At 65.9% G+C, this 20,702-nt stretch carries 16 protein-coding genes; 3 read left to right on the forward strand and 13 right to left on the reverse strand.

Annotated elements, in window-relative coordinates:
• Window positions 1-3: 3 nt before the first annotated feature.
• The 3 genes from CHB97_RS16910 to CHB97_RS16920 all read right to left on the reverse strand — a co-directional run bounded on the left by CHB97_RS16910 (window position 4) and on the right by CHB97_RS16920 (window position 3,600).
• Complete coding sequence (locus CHB97_RS16910; protein WP_089289165.1) at window positions 4-1,686, reverse strand: amino acid ABC transporter ATP-binding/permease protein; 1,683 nt, start codon at window positions 1,684-1,686, stop codon at window positions 4-6.
• The gene (cydD, locus tag CHB97_RS16915) at window positions 1,683-3,260 is read right to left on the reverse strand and encodes a thiol reductant ABC exporter subunit CydD (RefSeq protein ID WP_089289193.1); all 1,578 of its coding nucleotides are present in this window, start codon (window positions 3,258-3,260) and stop codon (window positions 1,683-1,685) included. Before cydD ends, CHB97_RS16910 begins: the two co-directional genes overlap by 4 nt.
• A 133-nt stretch (window positions 3,261-3,393) precedes the next feature.
• The gene (locus tag CHB97_RS16920) at window positions 3,394-3,600 is read right to left on the reverse strand and encodes a DUF2892 domain-containing protein (protein WP_371333088.1); all 207 of its coding nucleotides are present in this window, start codon (window positions 3,598-3,600) and stop codon (window positions 3,394-3,396) included.
• 203 nt (window positions 3,601-3,803) lie between these two features.
• On the opposite strand from CHB97_RS16920, the gene CHB97_RS16925 reads away from it, so the two are divergent.
• From CHB97_RS16925 to CHB97_RS16935, 3 genes are all read left to right on the forward strand, one after another.
• Window positions 3,804-4,799, forward strand: coding sequence for an efflux RND transporter periplasmic adaptor subunit (locus CHB97_RS16925; protein WP_089289167.1), 996 nt, complete (start codon window positions 3,804-3,806; stop codon window positions 4,797-4,799).
• Window positions 4,796-8,005 (forward strand): efflux RND transporter permease subunit, encoded by a 3,210-nt coding sequence (locus CHB97_RS16930; protein ID WP_089289168.1) that lies wholly within the window; start codon window positions 4,796-4,798, stop codon window positions 8,003-8,005. The genes CHB97_RS16925 and CHB97_RS16930 overlap by 4 nt, the downstream gene beginning before the upstream one ends.
• A gap of 250 nt (window positions 8,006-8,255) precedes the next feature.
• On the forward strand, window positions 8,256-8,567 hold the full coding sequence (locus CHB97_RS16935; RefSeq protein ID WP_371333089.1) for an ArsR/SmtB family transcription factor: 312 nt from the start codon (window positions 8,256-8,258) through the stop codon (window positions 8,565-8,567).
• 199 nt (window positions 8,568-8,766) lie between these two features.
• On the opposite strand, the gene CHB97_RS16940 is transcribed toward CHB97_RS16935, so the two are convergent.
• The 10 genes from CHB97_RS16940 to CHB97_RS16985 all read right to left on the reverse strand — a co-directional run bounded on the left by CHB97_RS16940 (window position 8,767) and on the right by CHB97_RS16985 (window position 20,122).
• On the reverse strand, window positions 8,767-9,078 hold the full coding sequence (locus CHB97_RS16940) for a DUF3325 domain-containing protein (RefSeq protein WP_089289169.1): 312 nt from the start codon (window positions 9,076-9,078) through the stop codon (window positions 8,767-8,769).
• Window positions 9,071-10,750 (reverse strand): PepSY domain-containing protein, encoded by a 1,680-nt coding sequence (locus CHB97_RS16945; RefSeq protein ID WP_089289170.1) that lies wholly within the window; start codon window positions 10,748-10,750, stop codon window positions 9,071-9,073. The genes CHB97_RS16940 and CHB97_RS16945 overlap by 8 nt, the downstream gene beginning before the upstream one ends.
• Before the next feature lie 25 nt (window positions 10,751-10,775).
• Window positions 10,776-11,063, reverse strand: coding sequence for an iron uptake protein (locus CHB97_RS16950; RefSeq protein ID WP_089289171.1), 288 nt, complete (start codon window positions 11,061-11,063; stop codon window positions 10,776-10,778).
• 113 nt (window positions 11,064-11,176) lie between these two features.
• A complete protein-coding gene (locus CHB97_RS16955) occupies window positions 11,177-12,484 on the reverse strand; it encodes an MFS transporter (RefSeq protein WP_089289172.1) in 1,308 nt (435 codons plus the stop codon).
• Between the two features lie 12 nt (window positions 12,485-12,496).
• Window positions 12,497-13,912 (reverse strand): aldehyde dehydrogenase family protein, encoded by a 1,416-nt coding sequence (locus tag CHB97_RS16960; RefSeq protein WP_160105955.1) that lies wholly within the window; start codon window positions 13,910-13,912, stop codon window positions 12,497-12,499.
• Window positions 13,913-14,020: 108 nt separating this feature from the next.
• On the reverse strand, window positions 14,021-16,261 hold the full coding sequence (locus CHB97_RS16965) for a TonB-dependent receptor (RefSeq protein WP_089289174.1): 2,241 nt from the start codon (window positions 16,259-16,261) through the stop codon (window positions 14,021-14,023).
• A 102-nt stretch (window positions 16,262-16,363) separates the two neighbouring features.
• Window positions 16,364-17,536 (reverse strand): alanine racemase, encoded by a 1,173-nt coding sequence (locus CHB97_RS16970; RefSeq protein WP_089289175.1) that lies wholly within the window; start codon window positions 17,534-17,536, stop codon window positions 16,364-16,366.
• Window positions 17,529-18,932 carry a D-arabinono-1,4-lactone oxidase gene (locus CHB97_RS16975; protein ID WP_089289176.1) on the reverse strand — a complete coding sequence of 468 codons (1,404 nt, stop codon included), beginning with the start codon at window positions 18,930-18,932 and terminating at the stop codon, window positions 17,529-17,531. Before CHB97_RS16975 ends, CHB97_RS16970 begins: the two co-directional genes overlap by 8 nt.
• A 17-nt stretch (window positions 18,933-18,949) precedes the next feature.
• Entirely contained in the window at window positions 18,950-19,327 is a 378-nt protein-coding gene (locus tag CHB97_RS16980) for a cytochrome c5 family protein (RefSeq protein ID WP_089289177.1), read from the reverse strand.
• Between the two features lie 156 nt (window positions 19,328-19,483).
• On the reverse strand, window positions 19,484-20,122 hold the full coding sequence (locus CHB97_RS16985) for a TetR/AcrR family transcriptional regulator (protein ID WP_089289178.1): 639 nt from the start codon (window positions 20,120-20,122) through the stop codon (window positions 19,484-19,486).
• Between the last annotated feature and the right edge of the window lie 580 nt (window positions 20,123-20,702).

Here is a 20,702-nt window from a genome sequence, read left to right on the forward strand (position 1 = left end):
GGCTCAATCCCCCCGCAACCCCGTCAGTGCTTCCTCAAACCCCGCCTCTTCACGCCGCACATCCAGGCTGATCCGCCCTTTCTCCAGCCGGATCAACCGGTCGGCCAGCATCGCTTCCCGCCGCAGATGCGTGACCACCAGCAGGGACCGCGCGGCGGCGCGTGCCTTCAGCCTTGCCAGCACATCGCGGGCGGTGGGCAGGTCCAGCCCGTCTGTCGGTTCGTCCAGCAGCCAGAGCGGACGGTCACGCAACAGGAACCGGGCCAGGGCCAGCCGGCGGCGCTGACCGGAGGACAGACCGCTGCCGCCTTCGCCCAGCAGGCTGTCCAGCCCCGCCGGCAAGGCCGCCACCACATCCGCCAGCCCGGCATCGGCCAGCACCTGGATCAGCCTTGCATCGTCCGCCGTGGGGTCGGCCAGGGCCAGATTGGCGCGCAGATCGTCCTGAAACAGGGCGGTTTCCTGGCCCAGCAGGGTCCAGGGCAGGGTGCCGATGCTGCCCGCTTCGGCCCGCTGTTCGCCCGTCACCAGGGCCAGCAGGCTGGATTTGCCGGCCCCGCTTTCGCCCAGGATGGCGACATGCTGGCCGGCTTCAACGGTCAGTGACAGCCCGTCGAACAGCGCCGCACCCGCCCCCTCATGCCGGAAGCGCACCCCTTCCAGCCGCAGGGCCACCCCCTCCGCCGGGCGTGCCGGGGTGGCGGGGGCGGGCAAGGGGCGCAGGTCGGCGGCCACGCGGGTGGCCGCGCGCAGGCTGCGCCCCAGTTCCACCGCACCCCGCCGCAGGGCCGCCACCGGCTCCATCAAGCCCATCGATACCAACAACAGCAGGGCCGCCACCGCCGGGGTAATGGCATTGCCCGCCACCAGCGTGGCCCCCAGCAACAGCGCCCCCGCCATCAGCGCGGTGCCGGCCACGCCCTGGATGATGCCGGTGGTGATATCCAGCCGGTTCAGCCGCTCATCCGCCTGTGCCAGCCGCCGGTCGGCGGCCAGGGCCAGATCGCGCATGGCCTGTGCGCGGCCGGCCAGCCGCCATTCCACCCGCCCGGACGTCAGGTCCAGCACGCGCAGCCGCAGCGATTCCAGGGCAGCCGCCCGCTGCCCGCCCGGTGCCAGACTGCCGCGCACGCCCAAGCCCAGCAGGGCCAGGCCCAACACCAGCAGATAAAGGCCAAAGCCCACCCCGCTCCACCCGATCAGCAGATAAAGCCCGGTGCCGGCGGCCAGCGCCATCAGCAGCAGGCTGGCCAACGGCACCATCAGCCGCAGATACAGCGCGTCCAGCGCATCCAGATCGCCGGTCAGCCGGAACAGCAGCCGCCCCGGCCGCTGCACCAGCGCCCGCGCCAGCCCTGGCCGCGCCAGCGCCCGGAACAGCCGCACGCGCAGGGCCGCCACTACCGACAAGGTGGCATCATGGGTCAGCAGCCGTTCGCCATAGCGCGCACCGGTGCGCAGAATGGCCAGCCCGCGCACGCCGGCACCGGGCCTGAACACATCGAATCCCAGGGCGGCCCCCGCCGCCAGCCCGGCAATGCCGGTGGCGGTGATGAACCAGCCGGACAGACCCAGCAAGGTGACACCGGCCAGCACCGTCACCCCCGCCACCAGCAACCCCAGCAGCAGCGGGCGACCGGCGGCGCGCTGGAACAGGGCCAGAATGGTCAACAGATCGCGCTTCATGCCCCAACCTCCACAACCCGGTCCATCCGGGCGGCCAGCGCCGGGTCATGCGTGGCGACCAGCAAGGTGCGCCCCGCCGTTGCCTCTACCAGCACATCGGCAATGGCGGCGGCGGTGTCGGCATCCAGATGGGCTGTCGGCTCATCGGCCAGGATCAGGGCGGCATCCGGGTCGGCCAGGGCGCGGGCCAGCGCCAGCCGCACCGCCTCCCCGCCGGACAGCCCAACCCCGCCTTCGCCGATGCGCCGCGCGGCCTCCTTGCCCGGCAGCAGCCGGCGGATCAGCCCGCCGGCATCGCTGCCGGCCCGGCCCAGGCTGACATTGGCGGCCAGGGAGGCATTTTGCAGGAAGGGCCGGTGGCCGACCCAGCCGATATGGCCCTGCCGCTGCACATTGCCCTGTTCGGCCTGTAACAGGCCGGCAGCCAGGGCCAGCAGGGTGGATTTGCCGCTGCCGCTGGGGCCCAGCAGGGCCACTCGCTCACCCGCCCGCACGGACAGGTCAAACCCGTCAATCACCGGTGCCGCCGCACCGGGATAGGCAAAGCGGATGCCGTTCAGCAGCAGCGCCGTGCCGGCCGGCGGTGGTGGGGCGCTCTGGCTTTCCGCCGCAACCGCCGCCGTCCCCGTCAGTGCGTTCAGCGCCTTGATGGCGGCTTCCCCGCTGGCGCGGTCATGCCAAGCGCCGGCCAGATCGCGCCACGGCTCAAAAAAAGCCGGGGCCAGCAGCAGGATGAACAGGCCCTGCGCCAGATCCAGCCGCCCGGCCCAGGTGCCCCATTCCAGCTGCCCCAGCAGATGGAACCCGGTATAAACGGCCACCAGCGCCACCCCCAAGGCTGAAAACAGCTCCAGCACGGCAGAAGACAGAAAGGCGATGCGCAGCACCGCCATGGTCTGCTGCTTTACCTTCGTGGCCAGCGTCTGGATGCGGCCCGCCACCGCGTCTTCCGCCTCCAGTGCCCGGATGGTGGGCAGGCCGCGCAACCGGTCCATCAGCAGGCCGTTCATGCCGCCAACGGCCATCAACTGTTCCTCGCTGGCCTTTTTGGCCCGGATGCCGATCAGCGCCATGAACAGCGGGATCAGCGGCGCCGCCACCAGCAGGATCAACCCCGCCGCCCAGGAATGCCACGCCACCGCCAGCAGCAGCGCCGGGCAGACCAGCATCAGCCGCCAGCGCACCGGCACATAGCGTTGCAAATAGGGGGTGACGGCCTCGGCCTGTTCGGCCAGCAGGGCGGCCAGCGTGCCCGACGCCGGCAGGGTCGGGTCCAGCGGCATCCGCCGGCCCAGATGGTCCAGCGCGTCACGGCGTAAGTCTGTCAGGGTCTGCCGGGCAGAGCGAAAGGCCAGCCGCCGCCCCGCTGCATCCAGCCCGGTACGGGCCATGCCGATGGCGGCAAAGCCCAGCGCCGGCCCCAACAGCGCAGCCACGCCGGTTCCATTCACCATGGCCAGCACTGCGGTGGCCAGAATCCAGGCCTGGGCGATCCAGAACAGGTCGGCAAGGGACTGGCACAGGGCACCCAGCTTCAGCTGGCGGTCGGCGGCAGGCTTGGAACGGTCTTTCATGATACCGGGCGGCAACGGCGCCATGGCGCGGGGACGCCATAGATGCCGCGTCCCCGCGCTTACGGCAACCGGACAAACCGTCCCGGTTGGTTCACAGGGGCAATTTTCTGCGCTGCTGTGGTTTTCGGCTGCCTCAGCGGAACGCCACCCCCGGCGGCAGACCCAGCCGACGGAAGATCATCGCCGCCGGGCAGAATCCGGTGATCCCGGCCTGCAGCATGTTCAGACCAACGAAAACCGTGAGCAACAGCCAGACCGGCCCCACCAGCCAGGCAAGGGCCGCACTGATCAGCACCATGGTGCCGGCAAAGGAAAGCACGGCTTTATCGACATTCATCATCGCCTTCATCTCCCGCATAAAGGGGGCATCACCTGTCGCCCGATGACAGCAGCCTATCAAATATTCAAAAATTTGAAGGTATGAATATATCGCATCCCATCCCCCGGTTCCTCGGCAGGGGTGGGGTGATTGACGGGCGTAAAAAATAGATATATTCGTATATATGAATATTAAAATCAGCCCACTCCACCGGGGAAACTCCCATGCGCACCCTGCTGCTGCCCGCCCTGACAGCCCTGTGGCTGGCCCCCAGCGCCTTGGCGGCGGGGGGTGATTTTACCGTCACCCTTCAGCCCCTGCCGGATGAAAAACCCGTGTTCGCCACGGTGGAGACGGTGGACAAGGTGCCGGCGCGGGTGCGCACCGGCGGCACCATCACCGGCCTGACCGTGCGCGAAGGCGATACGGTCACGGCCGGTCAGGTGATCGCCCTGATCGGGGATGAGAAGCTGGGATTGCAGCAAAGCGGGCTGGAAGCGCAGATCGCCGCCGCCCGCGCCCAGTTGGCCCAGGCCCAGGCGGATCTGCAGCGCGGGGAGGCTTTGTCGAAAAACGGCTTCATCACCCGGCAGCGGCTGGATGAGTTGCACACTGCCCTGGATGTGGCCACCAATAACCTGAAGGCCCGCACCGCCGAACGCGCCGTGGTGGGCCAGCAGATGCGCGAAGGCCAGGTGCTGGCCCCCGCCGCCGGCCGGGTGCTGACCGTGCCGGTCACCCAAGGCTCCGTCGTGCTGGCAGGCGAAGTGGTGGCCACCATCGCCAAGCGGGATTATGTGCTGCGCCTGTCGGTACCCGAACGCCACGCCGCCAGCCTGAAACCGGGAGCGCCGGTGCGGCTGGATGCGCAGGATGTCACCCAGGGTGCCGGCAATGGGGAGGGGGCCATCACCCTGGTCTATCCGCAGATTGCCGAAGGGCGGGTGCAGGCCGATGCCAAGGTGGAGGGCTTGGGCGATTATTATGTCGGCCAGCGTGTGCGCGTCTGGATCGAAGCGGGCGACCGGCCCGTCATGCTGGTGCCGGCCTCCTATCTCACCAGCCGCTTCGGGCTGGATTTCGCGCAGGTGCGCCGGCCCGATGGCACGGTGGAGCAGGTGCCGGTACAGCGCGGCCAGCCCCGCCCGCTGCCCGGCGGTCTGGCCGGGGTGGAAATCCTCTCCGGTCTGCACAACGGCGATACTCTGGTGCAGCCATGAAGCTCGGTCTTTCCGGCCTGCTGACGCGGGCCACCCTCCGTTCCCCGCTCACACCTCTGTTCCTGCTGGCCTCCCTGGTGGCCGGGCTGATCGCGCTGGCTATCATCCCGCGGGAGGAGGAGCCACAGATCAGCGTGCCCATGGTGGATATCCTGGTCAGCGCCGATGGGTTGAAGGCGCCCGATGCGGCGGAACTGGTGACCAAACCGCTGGAAGCCATCGTCAAGGGTATCAATGGCGTTGACCATGTCTATAGCCAGACATCCGACGATCAGGTGATGGTGACCGCCCGCTTCAAGGTGGGCACACCGGAGGATGATGCCATCCTGCGCGTTCATGCCAAGGTGCGGGCGCATCTGGATGAAATCCCCACCGGCATCCCCGAACCGCTGATTGTCGGGCGGGGCATCAATGATGTGGCCATCGTCACGCTGACCCTGTCGCCCAAGCCCGATCAGGCGGATCGCTGGACCGACCGCGACCTGGGCAAGCTGGCAGAAAAGCTGCGCACCGACCTGATCAAGGTGCCGGATATCGGCCCCAGCTTTCTCTCCGGCCGCATCGGCGAACAGGTGCGGGTGGAGCCCGACCCGGAGAAGCTGGCGCTCTACGGCATCACGCTGGAGCAATTGACGGCCAAGGTGCAGGGCGCCAACCGTTCCTTCCTGGCCGGGCGGCTGCTGGATGGCGGGCGCAGTGTGGCCGTTGCCGCCGGGCAGACGCTGGGCGGCGTGCCCGATATCGGCCTGCTGCTGATCGGCAGCCGCGATGGCCGCCCCGTTTATGTGCGCGATGTCGCCCAGGTGGTGCTGGACAGCGCACCGCTGGACCGCAGCACCTGGACCCTGGTGCGGGATGAAAAGGGCGCCTTCGTCCGCGTTCCCGCCGTCACCGTGGCCCTGGCCAAGCGGGCCGGGGCCAATGCCGTCACCGTTTCTGAAAATATTCTGCAACGGGTGGAAAGCCTGCGCGGCCGCCTGATCCCCGATGGCATCAATGTGGAGGTGACGCGCGATTACGGCCAGACAGCCTCTGAAAAGGCTGATGAGCTGCTGTTCCATCTGGGGCTGGCCACGCTGTCCATCGTGGCGCTGATTTGGCTGGCCATTGGCCGGCGGGAGGCGCTGGTGACCCTGGTGGTCATCCCCGTCACCATCCTGATGACGCTGTTTGCCGCCCATATCATGGGCTACACCGTCAACCGGGTCAGCCTGTTCGCGCTGATCTTCGCCATCGGCATTCTGGTGGATGATGCCATTGTCGTGGTGGAAAATATCGCCCGCCATTGGGCGATGCAGGATGGCCGCGACCGGCTGACCGCCGCCGTGCAGGCGGTGGCGGAGGTGGGCAACCCTACCATCGTCGCCACCCTGACGGTGATTGCCGCCTTGCTGCCCATGCTGTTTGTTTCCGGCATGATGGGGCCATACATGGCACCCATCCCGGTCAATGCCTCGGCGGCGATGTTGTTCAGCTTCTTCGCTGCCATGGTGCTGGCCCCCTGGCTGATGGTGAAATTTTCCGGCAAAGGGGCCGATGCGGCGGGGGATAAAAGCGCCCATGATGGCGGGCCGCTGGGCCGGCTTTATCGCCGTGTGGCGACCCCCTTGCTCTCCTCCCGCCGTCCTGCCGGGATTTTCCTGGCCGTCGTCGGGGTTGCCACCCTGGTGGCGCTGGGCCTGTTCGCCACGAAAAGCGTGACGGTGAAGCTGCTGCCGTTCGACAATAAATCCGAATTGTCGGTGGAACTGAACCTGCCGCGCGGGGCCAGCCTGCAGGACACGCAACGCCTGCTGTTCCAGGCGGCGGAAATCGCCGGCACCCTGCCAGAGGTGCGGTCAGCCCAGATCTATGCCGGCACGGCGGCCCCCTTCAATTTCAACGGTCTGGTCCGCCACAGCTTCCTGCGCGCCAGCCCGGAACTGGGCGATGTGCAGGTGAACCTGCTGCCCAAGGGGGCGCGGGATCGGGCCAGCCACGCCATCGCCCTGGATCTGCGTGCCAAGCTGCTGGCGACCCTGAAGCTGCCGGAAGGGGCGGTGTTGAAGGTGGTGGAGGTGCCGCCCGGCCCGCCGGTGCTGGCCACCCTGCTGGCGGAAATCTACGGCCCCGATGCCACCACCCGCCGCGCCGTGGCGCTGGAGCTGCGCAAGCTGTTCGCCACTATCCCCTTCATCACCGATATCGACGACAGTTTCGGCACGCCCCAGCCGCGCCTGCGCCTGTCCATCGATCAGGACAAGCTGGAGTTTCTGGGCGTTGAACAATCCGCCGTGTACGCGGCGATCCGGACCGTTCTGGGCAGCACCCCCATGGGCTATTCCCATCGCGGGGCGGAACGGTACCCCATCGATATCAGCATCGCCCTGCCCAAGGACGCCCGCGCCTGGACCGAACGGCTGGCCGCCACCCCGGTGCCGGCCAATGCCCTGCCCGGTTCCAACCGGGTGGTGGAGTTAGGCGAGGTGCTGCGGCTGACGCGGGAGGAAGGCTCGCCCGTGCTGTTCCGCCGCGACGGTTATTTCACCGATATGGTGACCGCCGAACTGGCCGGCCGGTACGAGGCACCGATCTATGGCATGGGGGCGGTGGCCGACGCGATTGACGCCCATGATTGGGGCAACCTGCCCAAGCCCAGCATCCGGCTGGCCGGCCAGCCGGCGGATGAAAGTAAACCCAGCCTGTTATGGGATGGGGAATGGGAGGTCACCTATGTCACCTTCCGCGACATGGGGGCGGCCTTTGGCGTGGCGATCCTGGCCATTTATGTGCTGGTGGTGGCGCAGTTCGGCAGCTTCCGCCTGCCGCTGGTGATCCTGACGCCGATCCCGCTGACGCTGATCGGCATTATGCTGGGCCATTGGTTGTTGGGGGCAGCCTTTACCGCCACCTCGATGATCGGCTTCATCGCGCTGGCCGGCATCATCGTCCGCAACTCCATCCTGCTGGTGGATTTCATCCGCCACGGGGCCGGCAAGGGTCACACCTTGCGGGAGGTGCTGCTGGAGGCAGGGGCCGTGCGGTTCAAGCCGATCCTGTTGACGGCCCTGGCCGCGATGATCGGTGCCGCCACCATCCTGACCGACCCGATTTTCCAGGGGCTGGCGGTGTCGCTGCTGTTCGGTCTGGCCTCTTCCACGCTGCTGACCGTGCTGGTGATCCCGTGCCTCTACATCGTGCTGCGCGATGGGGAGAAGGTGGTGTAGGGGGGCTGATGCTTTTCGTTCAGGTCGCCCTTTCCCGTCACCTCAATTCCGTCATCCCGGCGCAAGCCCGTTGGCGCTTAATTAACCTCTCGCACCAAAGTGCCTTCCCCGCGGAAGCGGGGATCCAGGGGCCACAAGCACAGCGCCTTGGTCCCCTTGGCCCCTGGACCCCCGCTTCCGCGGGGGAGGCAGGGAAGGTGTGCCCCCGTTGACGCCCCCCGAAATCCGCTCTATCTGCATGGATATGAATATGCATGACATGCAAGCCAATGCCGACCGTGCGGTCGATCTGTTGAAGGCGCTGGGCAACCGCTCCCGCCTGATGATCCTGTGTCAGTTGATCCAGGGCGAACGCTCCGTCGGCGATCTGGCCCAGCGCATCGGCGTGCGCGAAACGGCGGTTTCGCAGCAATTGGCATTGCTGCGCAAAGACGGCCTCGTCCGCGCCCGCCGCGACGGCCAGACCATCTATTACGCCCTGGCCAGCGAAGAAGCCGGCCGGGTGATCCAGACGCTGTATGAGCTTTACTGTGCGACGCCGGCGGAGATTGCGTGCGGGTGAGGGGAATTGATGGTCACTGATATGATTATGGAAAAATCATTCTCTGTGATACTATGTTCCTATAATTGGCATTAATGCGCCTTTTGAAGGGATTAAGTACCCATCGACCCACGCAACACCCGTTTTAATTCCGTTGCACAGTGTTGCGTAGAACCCCATCCATTCGGAGCGGCGTGCCCACCGCTCCGAATGGTCCCCCTCAAATCCCCGGCAGCAACACCCGCAACAACCCCGGCCGCCATGACAGGGTGAACGCCACTGCCAAGGCCCCGGCGGCCAGGGTCATGATCCAGACCAGGGCCGCCATGCTGGGGTGATCGGCCCCCAGGCACAGGCCCAGCGACAGGGCCAGGGCCAGCCCGCCGCCCACCCGCAGGCCCCGGATGGTGCGCGGGCGCTGGGCGTGGGGGCCGAAAACCTGGCCCCAGTGCGCTTCCATCGCCAGGGCCAGCCAGCCCATGCCGGCGATACTGGCCAGCATGGCCACGCTCAACATCATGATCTCAGGCATGGGCGGCCTCCCGCTTGGCAGTATCGATGGCGGGGGCCGCCAGGGCCCGGCGCTTCAGCTTGGCTGCCGCCAGCAGCGCCACGCCGGCGCTGGCCAGCAAGCAGAGGTCCAGCCCCGCCACCGGCCAGTAAAGGGCCGACAGGGTGCGCAGCAGATGGTCCCCGGTGATGATCCAGTTCAACAGCACGGCCAGTGGCGCCAGCACGGCGATGGCCCGGCACTGTTCCGCCCAGGCGGGGGAAAGCCGGCCTGCCGCCACCGGCCCGCTGCGTGCCAGCGCGTGAATGAAGGCCAGCAGCCAGCTTCCCCAGAAGGCATATTGTTCCAGATCGCCGCGCGGCGGCCAGCCGGCTGGCAAACTGTCGGGCAGCAGCTTGTTGGCGATCAGCATCCCCAGGGCAGCCAGCACCATGCCCGTCACCGTGGTGACAGCCAGCGCATCCACCAGCCGGGCGCCCTGGATGCCCTGCTTGGCGTGCTGGCGCTTGCGCTTTTCGACAAAGAAGATGAAGCCGGTGGCGATACAGACACAACCCGTCAAGCCGCCCAGCACATAGAGCCAGCGCAGCAGCCAATGACGGAAATGCTGGAGATGCAGGCCCGTCAGGAACTCGTTGAGATTATCGACAAAACCGGGGGCTGGGTCTTCGCGCAGCAGCTCCCCAGTGGCGGCCTTGTAGTGAATACCCTCGCCCGTCAGGGCAATCCGGTCGGTGCCGGCGCGATAGACGCTGACATAGCCATTGGCATCGCCAACATGCTGAAGCGTCAGAAAGCCGACCTCGCCCGCCATACCCTTTTCGTGCCAGCGGCGCTGTGCGTCAGCAACCATGGCATCCACCGAGGCAAGGGGTGCCGCCACGCCGGCCCTGTCATGGGGCAGGCCGGTTTCCGCCGCCTCCAGCCGCTCGCTCATCTCATGCAGCGGGTCCAGCTGGGTGTGGCCGACGGGGAAATAGATGCCGGCGAAGATCACCAGCCCGGTTAAGGCGAAGAAGAAATGGAAGGGCAGGGCGACCACGCCCGTCAGGTTATGCAGGTCCAGCACGCTGCGCTGGCTGGTTTTGCCCGGTCGGAATGTGAAAAATTCCCGGAAGATCTTGCGATGCATCACCACGCCGCTGACCAAGGCCGCCAGCATCACCAGGGCGGCCGAGCCGACGATCCAGGTGCCGATATCCCGCCAATGCAGGTTCAGGCTGTAATGCAGCGGATAGAAGAACTCGCTGCCGATCTTCAGCCGGTCATCTGGCAGGCTGGCACCGTTGCGCGGATCAATGGTGCGATAGGCCCAGATGGCTTCTTCCGGGTCTTTCGCGTTGGGCACATCGAAGCCGATGAACAGGTTCAGCACCGGGTCACGGTGGGTGGTATAGGCCCCCATCCGCTCGATGACCGGATAGGTCTCCGGCATTGGGCCGTTGACGCGCGGCGCCATCTCGGCAATGGCCTCCTGCGTCGGCTGCATCTGCTCGAACACCGGGCGCAGGATCTTGTCGAAACTGGGTATGGGCTGGGGTTCGAAGCGGGATTGCGGCACGGCCCAACGGTCGATTTCACGGTCAAACACCGACAGCGCGCCAAAGAAGAAGACGACCATCAGCACGAAGCCCAGCGTCAGACCGAACCAGGTGTGCAGCCAGGCCATGGAGAGGCGGAAGCTCTGAAACATGGGTGGTTTCCTTCGTCCCGGTCGGTCAGGTCAATTGATGCTGGATCAGGCTGGCGGCACCGGCCATCACCAACGCCCCGCCCGCCGTCACGGCCCAGACCCGTGCCAGACTGCGGGCCGCGAAGGCCCACAGGAACAGCACCAGATAGATCAGGAAGCCGATGATGGCTGTCAGATGTTCGGCATCGTGGAACGACATGCCGAGCGCGAAGGCGCCGGCCATACCCAGGGCGATGAAGCCCCAGGTGAAGGCATAGCCGCCCAGGACGGCGGCAGCGATGCGCCAAAGCGGGTGATGGCCGGTGATGCGCATGAAGGGCCTCTTCCTGGGGCAGTGAGATGCTGCCCGGCAGACAGAATTAAGAATGATTTGCATTCATAGAATTCTGTGACTGCGGATGCAACCCTCCTTCTTTTCGTTGCGGTTCAATCCCCCAGTTTGGGCGCGATGCGGTGCAGGTGGCGCAGGGGCAGCAGGCTGGCCAGCAGGATCAGGCCGGGGATGATGGCGAACAGCCAGGGAATCGCGGTGACCGCTTCGGCCGCCTGCGCCACCCCGCCTTCGACATAGCCGACAAGGCCCAGCATCAGGGCGGCCAGGGCACCGCCAAGTGCCATGCCCAGTTTTTCCCCCGCCACCCAGATGCCGGCAAACAGGCCAGCATGGCGGGCGCCGGCGGCCTTGTCCTCTGCCTCCGTCGCCGACGGTAACAGCGACAGCGGCAGCAATTGCTGCCCGGCCTGTCCGATGCCGAAGGCCAGCGCCGCCAGACACGCCAACATCCCATTGCCGGTGACGACGCTGAACAGGGCGGCAGAACCGGCGGCACAGACGATGGAGGCCAGCAGATAGGCCCGCATCGCGCCAAGCCGGCCCCTGATCTTCACCCAGACCGGCATGGTCAGGATGCTGCCAGCCGTCATGGCGACGAACAGCACCGACACCATGCTGCTGGGGGCCTTCATCACATGCTGCACGGCATAGGGCAGCAGGGCGGCGCTGACGGCGATGGAAACCATCTGCACCACATAGGAAATCCACAGCCAGCGATAGACCCGGTTGCCCAGCAGATGGCGCAGCGGGTGCTGTGCCCGCGGCGCTGGTGCCGGTTTCACCTGCCGGAAGCCACGGGCGGCCAGCCCCGCCGTCAGCATCACCAGCCCGCCCAGCAGGGCGATGGCCAGCCCCATATGGGCGAAGCCCTGCCGTCCACCCCCGCTGGTTTCCACCAGCAGCGGGGCCAGCCCGCCCGCCGTCAGCACGCCAACGCCGACAAAGGCCATGCGCCACGCCACCACGCGGGTGCGGGTGGCCGGATCGTCCGACACCTCCCCCGGCATGGTGACGAAGGGGATGGCGAAGACGGAATAGGCGCTGGTGCAGAGCAGGAAGCTGACCGTCACCCAGGCCAGGGTCAGCCGCCAATCATCCAGCAAGGGCGGGGCGAACAGCAGGGCAAAGCTGGGCGGAAACAGGCAGGCCCCCGCCAGCAGCCAGGGCCAGCGCCGCCCGCTTTTCATACGTGCCCGGTCGGACAGCAGGCCGACCGTGGGATCGAAGATGAATTCCCACGCCTTGGGCAATAGCACCGCCAGCCCCGCCCAGGCCGGCGGTACCGCCAGCGTCTCGGTCAGGAAAAACAGCAGCAGCAATTGCGGTGTGACCACGAAACTGGCAGCCGCAATGGAACCGGCGCCATAGGCGGCGGCACGGGCATGGGTAACCTGGGCCATTGGGGCTATCCTTCAGCGGCCGATCAGCAGGCGCAGCAGTTTCCGGTGCAGCCCGTTCAGGGGCGGGCGGATCAGCCGGTCGGTGCGGGGGCCGCCCCGCCGGAAGACCGGTTTCAGATGGCTGAAATTGTCGAACCCGTCCCGCCCGTGATAGCGGCCCATGCCGCTGGGGCCGACGCCGCCAAAGGGCAAATCATCCACCGCCACATGGATCAGCGTGTCATTGATGCTGACACCCCCGGCATGGGTGCGCGACAGCACCCGGTCGATCACCGCGCCATCGCGCCCGAACAGATAGAGCGCCAAGGGCCGGTCCCGCCCATTGATCTGGGCCAGGGCCGCTTCCAGATCATCATAGGGAATGATGGGCAGCAGCGGGGCAAACAGCTCCTCCCGCATCAGGGCGATATCCGCCGGTGGGTCAATGATGGCCGATGGCACCAGGTCGGCGCCGGGGGGCGGGGCGCACAGCGGCTCCACCCGCAGGCCCCGGCTCTTAGCTTCCGCCAGCAGGGTCTGGGCCCGCTCCCGGCCGCGCGCGCCGAAAATCACACTCATCTCCGCCACGCCATTGCGGGCGGGGAAATAGCCGGCAGCACTGTGCTGGATCGCTGTCAGGAACGGTTCCAGTGCCGGGCGGGGCAGCAGCACATAATCCGGCGCCACACAGGTCTGCCCGGCATTGGTCAGCTTGCCATAGGCGATATCGGCGGCCGCCGCCGCGATATCCGCATCTGGCAGCAGGAGGGCCGGTGACTTGCCGCCCAGTTCTAGCGTCACCGGCGTCAGGTTGGCGGCGGCTGCCTGCATCACCATCCGCCCGACACGGGTGGAGCCGGTGAACAGCAGATGGTCCAGCGGCAACCCGGCAAAGTGCATTCCCAGTTCCGGCCCGCCGGAGACACAGGCGGCGACCGTGCCGGGCAGGGCCTGGGTCAACAGGTCGGCGATCAGGGCGGTGGTGCGCGGCGTCAGTTCTGATGGTTTCAGCAGCACCCGGTTGCCGGCCGCCAGAATGCTGGCCAGGGGGCAGAGCGCCAGTTGCAGCGGATAGTTCCAGGGGGCGATCACCCCCACCACGCCCAGTGGCTGCGGTTCTATCCAGGCGCTGCCCGGCTGCAGGGTCAGCGGCACCGACCGTCGCCGCCGTTTCATCCAGCCTTTCAGGTGTTTCTTGGCATGGCGCAGGGCGGCGATGGTGACGAAGATTTCCGCAAACAGGGTTTCATGCGCCAAGCGTCCGCCGAAATCCGCATCGATGGCGGCAACAATCTCGTCCTGCCGCTTCGCCAGCCCGTCCGCCAAGGCGGTCAGCCACCCCCGCCGGGTGGCGATATCGGGAAACGGATCGGCCTGGGCTGCCGCGTGCAGCCGGGCAAAGGCGGCGTCCAGGGTATCGGTTGTGTCCGGAGGGGGCAGAGGCGGCACGGCAGAATTCCTGGCAGGGGACAGGGGGAGAAGAAAAATCTCCCCGCCATCCTAGGCACAGCCAGGATGGCGGGGAAGGGAGGGGGCGGCGGGAAGCAGCCATCCCCCTCAATAGGTCCAGCGCAGATAGGCACTGACCCGCCGGGGCCGCCCGTAATTCACGGCATCCAGGCCGAAACTGCTGAGATTATTGATATCGACGACATAATCCTTGTCGAACAGGTTGGCGACCGTCACCCCGGCACCCATGCCGCCATCGCTGGCGGTCCAGCCAAGGGTCAGGTCGGCCAGCCAATAGCCCTTCTGGCTCAACCGCTCCAGATTGCGGCTGTCGAAATAGACCTTGGAACGGTAGGAGAGATTGGCCGTCAGCGCCAGTTCCCCCAGCCCTTCCACCTGTTGCCGATGGCTGATCGTTCCCGTCAGCGACCAGCGGGGGGAGGAGGGCAGGCGGTTGCCATCCAGATTTTCCCCCTGGGAGATGAAATCCCGGTACTTGGCATCCAGGAAGGCACCGGACAGGCCCAGTTCCAGCCCCGCCAGCGGCAGGGCCGTCAGTTCAACCTCACTGCCCCAGATATGGGCACTGGCGGCATTGGTGAAGGTCTGCACTGGCAGACCGCCGCGCTGGATCAACTGGAAGACCTGCAGATCCTGGTAATTATAGAAGAAACCGGACAGGTTCAGCCGCAGCCTTCGGTTCAGCCATTCCGTCTTGCCGCCAATCTCATAGGCATCCAGCGTTTCATCATCATAGGGGGCCAGATCGGCCGGATCGCGCGTATAGCCACCGAAGAAACCGCCGCTCTTATAGCCCCGGTTATAGCTGGCATAGGCCATGGCATCGTCGGTCAGTTTCAAGGATGCCGCCAGCCGGCCGGAAACACTCTCAAAGCTTTTGGCGGCATCCAGGCTGAACAGGTCGATGACCTGCTCCACCGTGCTGCGATAATGGAAATCCTTCTCGTCGCGGGAATAGCGCAGCCCGGCTGTCAGGGTCAGCCGGTCGCTGGCCTGGAAATCCACCTGCCCGAAGCCGGCATAGGAATCCGTCGTCTGGCGATAGGGGAAGCCCACGATGGCGACATTATTTTCAATCGACAGGCCGGTGGGATTGTCCGGAGTGGTGAACATCGGGCGCAGGGCGCGCAGCACATCATATTGGCTGTTTGTATCCAGATAATCATGCAGGTAATAAAGCCCGCCGACTGCCTTCACCCGCTCCCATTCCCCTTCCAGCCGCACTTCCTGGCTGAAGTCGCGCTGGGTGGCCAGATATGTGGCTTCCATCAACTGGTTGGGGCTAGCATCCGTATCCTCCGCATTATTGCGCTTGGCATGGTCATAGGCGGTGATGGAATAAAGCCGCGCTGAGCCCAGATCCCAGCGCAGGTTCAGCGTGGCGCCATAAAGGTCGATCCGATCCTGGCCCTTCAGATTGTAATCACCGGCATAGGGATCACTATCCGTATCGGCATAGCCCAGCGCATCGACACAGGCCCCGGAAGCGGCCCCTGGGGCGCAGAGCCCGTCCGGCCCGGCGGCGGCCGTATTGATGGGCACCAGCGCACGGGATTGGGCATAATGGCTGTCGCCCCGGTTCTGCCCGCCATGGATTTGCAGAACGGCTTCAAACCCATCCGTTGGCGTCAGCAGGAAACTGGCGCGGCCGGCCCAGCGCTTGGTGCGGTTCACATCATCGCCGGTGACGCGGTTATAGGTGCGGCCATCATCACGCTCATAAATCCCGGCAATGCGCATGGCCAGCCGGTCGGCGATGATGGGGGCGTTGCTGGCCGCCTGCAGGGTCACGGCGTTGTAACGGCCATAGGAAATCTGCCCCTCGCCGCTGGTATCAAAATCCGGCCGGCGGGTGGTGATGTTGATGGCGCCACCGGTGCTGTTGCGGCCATAGAGCGTGCCTTGCGGCCCTTTCAGCACCTCCACCTGGGCCAGATCGAAGAATTGCCCCGTCTGCGCCAGGGGGGAGGCGACATAGGCCCCATCGACATAAATGCCGACGGCGCCCGATGCATTGGCATTGAAATCCGCCAGACCGACACCCCGGACGAAGATTTTCGGGTTGGCGGCGGCGTCGGTGGTGGTGATCTGCAGGCCAGGCGTCAGCTTGCCCAGATCCTGCACAGTGGCAACCCCTTGATCTAGCAGCGCGTCGCCGGCAATGGCGGTCACGCTGACCGGCACATCCTGCAAATTCTGCTGCCGTTTCTGGGCGGTGACGACGATTTCGTCCAGCATCGCCTCCTGCCCGGCGGCGGGCAGGGCTGTCAGGGCAACGCTGGACAGCAGCAGCAGATGAACCTTCGTGATCCCCTTGACGTGCAACATGACCGATACCCCCTGTTAGCCGGCCATTCGTCAGCCGGGCGGCTTTTGGGCCGCGATTATCATCCGTGCCGCCGCCTGTACCCGCAGGCGGCGGCACGGGCTTCAGGCCGAGACCGGAAAGACCGGCCAGAAGCCCGTGATCTCCCGCCCGTCGAACCGGGCAAGGGGACCGAATTGCAGGAAAACCGCCTCGCTCTGGCGGGGGCGCAGAAACAGCCAGTCCCCCGGCCGTAACCCTGGCCGGTGTGGCCCCAGCCAGCATTCCTGGTTGCTGGAGGGGCCAAACAGGGCGCTGCGGCGCAATCCTGGTGGTGAGACCGGATCGGCCAGCCAATGGCCGCCATGGATGAATTGCGCCTGCGCCCGCCCCCCCAGCCAAGCGAGCCTCCCCAGCCCCGGTGCCAGCGCCGGCCAGGCGGTTTTCAGCACCGGTGTGGCGATGAAACAGGCGGGCTGGTGATCGGCCAGCGTGTCCAGGTCGAAATCCGCCGGCTTCACGAAGGCAGAGCCAATGGCGACCTCATTGGCGATACTGCCCTTGGCGTGCAGAACATAGGTGGGGCTGCCGGCACTGTTCAGGATCAGTGGCCCCGGCCCCAGACGCTGCCGCAGCACCGCCACCATCTGCCGGTAAATCCCCTGGCTGGCCGCCAGCGCGCGGCGGCGCAGCCCCAGGCTGGTGGGCAGTTTGGCGATGTGCGGGTCATAGCCCATCAGCCCGGTCACCGCTGTGCCGGGCGCCACCTGATCCAGCAATGTTGCCAGCGCCAGCGGATCGCCCACCCCGCCGCGATGCAGCCCCACATCAATTTCAATATTGATGCGCAGCTTGATACCCCGTGCCGCCGCCATCGCCTGATAATCCGCCAGCCGCTGCGGCGTATCGATCAACCAATGCGGCCCTGGATCATCGGTCCCCACCGCGTCGTAATAGGCAGCCGCCGCCGCCACCGGCAGCGGCTTGCCCAGCAGCAGATCGGCCCCCGGCTCCAGCCGCCGCATTTCCAGTGTCATGGCGCGGTTGAACACCATGTAGCGATCCGTGCCCAACGGCCGGGCGATCCGCAGCAGCAGATCGGCACAGGGCAGCGACTTCACCACCAGCCGCACAGCCGGCCCCTCGTCCAACGTGCTGGACACGGCGGCGATATTGGCCGCCAGCCGCGCCTCATCCAGCACCAGCACCGGTTCCGCCAGCCCGGCCCGGTGCAGCGCCGCCGACAGGGTGGCGAAATAGGCGTCGTGTGTGGGCGCGGTGTGGAGCTGTTCAGCCATGCCCCATGATCCCCCGCAGGTAATCATTAAGGAAACGCCCCTCGGGATCGACCTCCCGCCGCAGGGCCACGGCCTCACCGAAGCGCGGGTAAAGGCTGGCAAAATCTGCGGCCGTCAGCCGGTTCAGCTTGCCCCAGTGTGGCCGCCCCTCATATCGGCGCAGGATCGGCTCGACGATTTCATAAAGGAAATCATACTGATCCTTGTAATAGGCATGGACGGCGATGGAACCCGTCATCCGCCCCTGGAAGGGGGAGAGCCAGGCGTCATCCGGCGCCACCGCCCGGGCCTCGATGGGGAAAAACACATCGTTGCGCGCCCCTTCGATGGCGGTGATCACTTCCCGCAGGGCTTGCGGCTGGGCATCCAGTGGCAGGTGGAATTCCATCTCGTTGAAGCGTACCGGGCGCTCGTTGGATAAAAGCCGCCAGCTTTCATCCACCACTCGTTCCGGTTTCAGCCCGCCCAGCACCTGCCGGGCCAGCCGGCGGCGCAGGCCGGGCGACCAGCTCAGCCAGTCACGCAGGCGCTTCAGGTCCAGCAGCGCCTCATTATCCTGGGCCGGGGGGCGCGGGGTGGCGGGGGCATCCGTCTCATCATGGCTGATGACGGCGCTCATGTCGGTGAAGGGAAGATAGTAGAATTCGACATTGCGGTGCTTGGCCCGCAGGGCGGGCCATTCCGCCAGCGTCTGTTCCAGTGGCTGCACCCAGACATTCCGGTCCACCCGGCGCAGCGGGCTGTTGCGCAGCGTCACCTCTGTGACGATGCCAAAGGCCCCCAGCCCCACCCGCGCGGCCTGGAACAGCTCAGCATTCTGTGTTGCATCGCAATCCAGCACCTCCCCCCGGCCGGTGACGATGCGCAGGGCGGTGACATTGCCATGCAGCGCCGGCAGGCTGGCGCCCGTGCCATGGGTACCGGTGGCCAGCGCGCCGCCCAGCGATTGCTTGTTGATATCGGGCAGGTTGGGCATTTCCTGGCCGATCCCGGCCAGGGCCGCCCCCAGATCGGCCAGCCGTGTGCCGGCCCGCACCGTGGCACTCAGGCTGGCTGCATCATGCGTCACCAGCCCGGCCATCCGGTCCAGTGTCATCAGCGTGCCTGGTGTCGGTACCAGCGGCATGAAGGAATGGCCGGAGCCGACGGCGCGCAGGGGGCCGGGTGCATTCCGCACCAGATCGGCCAATTCCCCTTCATCCGTCGGTGCCGCGCGTTGCTGCGGATAGGCGGTCTGGATGCCGGACCAGTTGCGCCACAGCAACCGACCCTCTGCATCCTGTCCCGGCGGGGTGGGTGGTTCCGGCTGCTGCCCCACGCGGGAAGCAGCCCAGGTGCCACCGCCCAGTGTCGCGGCTCCCGCCATCAGCAAAAAAAGTGAACGCCGTGACAGCATGGATCAGGGCTCCTGTTTCATGGGGCGGCGGGCGGCTGGCTCATGAAGCGGATCAGCGCCTCATAATCGGCTGTGGTGCAGGCGAAGCATTGGCCGCCCGCCGGCATTCCGTTCAGCCCCTGCACAACATTCTGCAAAAGGGTGGGCATTCCTTTGGCCAATCGGGGTTGCCACTGGCTGACCATGCCCGTCTGCGGAGCCCCACTGTCGGGTATCGTGTGGCAGGCCATGCAGGCGGTGGCGTAAATCTCCGACAGGTGCGGATCATCTGGCCGCAGGGCGGCGATGGTGGCGGCATCCGGCACCGGTGCCGCCCTCTCGCACCCCCCCAGCAGGATCAGGACATTCAGGCAAAGCAGGCCCCGCAGCGCCCACACGCTCGATCTTCTCGGCATGGCACCCACGATAGCGATCAGTTTGAAGGATGAACGTTAGCGTAAACTAACTTTACAAGTTAGTGATAGCTAATATGCTGGGCCGATGCAAGCGCCTTTTGCCGCCCTTTTCAGAAAAGGGCGGTCGACAGGGTGGGCCATGGGCTAAGGGTAAAGTTACAGGGCGTGGCGCAGCCCGCCGACCCACATCCGGGTCAATCCCCGACACAGGGCTTCCGGGTTTTGCTGGGCATCTTCCAGCGCCAGTTCGATGACGCTATAACCCGCCTCGACGGCGATGCGGCTGCGCAGCCGCAATTCCGCCGGATCGGCCTGCGGCAACAGCGGCTGGATGGCCTCCATGATGCGATCCGTCACCCATTCATGGGAATCCAGCCGCACATTGGCCAGCGACGGCACGGCCCGCAGGGCCCGCATGATCCAGACAGACCCGGGCACCTCTGCGGTGACCCGGATGGAGTCCAGCAGGAAATCATAATGGGCTTCGATCAGCTTCTCATAGCCGCCGCCATGCTGGGCCAGCCAGGTTTCCAGCACCCGATTCTGGCGGATCATCAGATCCTCCCCCAGGGCGGCCAGCAGCTCGTACTTATCCTTGAAATGGCGGTAGAAGATGGGGGGCGTCACCCCGGCGCGCGCTGCCACCAGATTGGTGGAGATGCGCTCAATCCCTACTTCTCCCAGCAGCTCGGCGCCGGCCTGCATCAAACGCAGCCGCGTCGCCTGCGCGCGCGGCGACAGACGTTCACTATCCGACCCGCTGTCATTGGGCGAAGTGAGGGGAGGGGGAACCATACGACCTGTTCTTATATAGAGGAGGAGCCTGCTCAAGACTGACCGCTAGGGAGATAATGTGGCCCAGCGGATAATTCAATCTGCCACTCTGACCGGAAAAGCCAGCTATGCGAAAGGTTGGGCCATTCCCCCCTGCCCAAGCCCGATTTTCGGGCTTACATTGGGTTGGTCACGGGGATGCAACGGGTCGTTCATTTTTCTTCAAAAAACCTGTTGCATCGGTTTTATCATGCGCCTATACAGCGCCTCCCACGACGGCGGGCCGGTTGGTTTGTCAAGTTGTGGGACGGGGTGATGGTGGTTTTGGCCAGTATCACCGACGGTTCTTTGAAGGTTTAGGCCTTCGGACAAGTGGATTGATCTATCGTACTGTTGGGCATTGTGTCTGCTGGGCTTGGTTCTGGTGGATTGATTGCTTGATGGTCCGTTGACCGGATTGGTTCTGTGCTTTTTGTAGCGTTTCGGCGCTGCGGAGAAAAAAGTTTAGAGCGGTGAAAAAAACGGTTGACGGGTTGGTTGGAGGTGTTTAGAAAGCGCTCCACCAACGACGGCGGCGCCGCTGCCGACGATGGATTTGCAG

This window comes from Azospirillum sp. RU38E (assembly GCF_900188385.1).
Lineage (GTDB): Bacteria > Pseudomonadota > Alphaproteobacteria > Azospirillales > Azospirillaceae > Niveispirillum.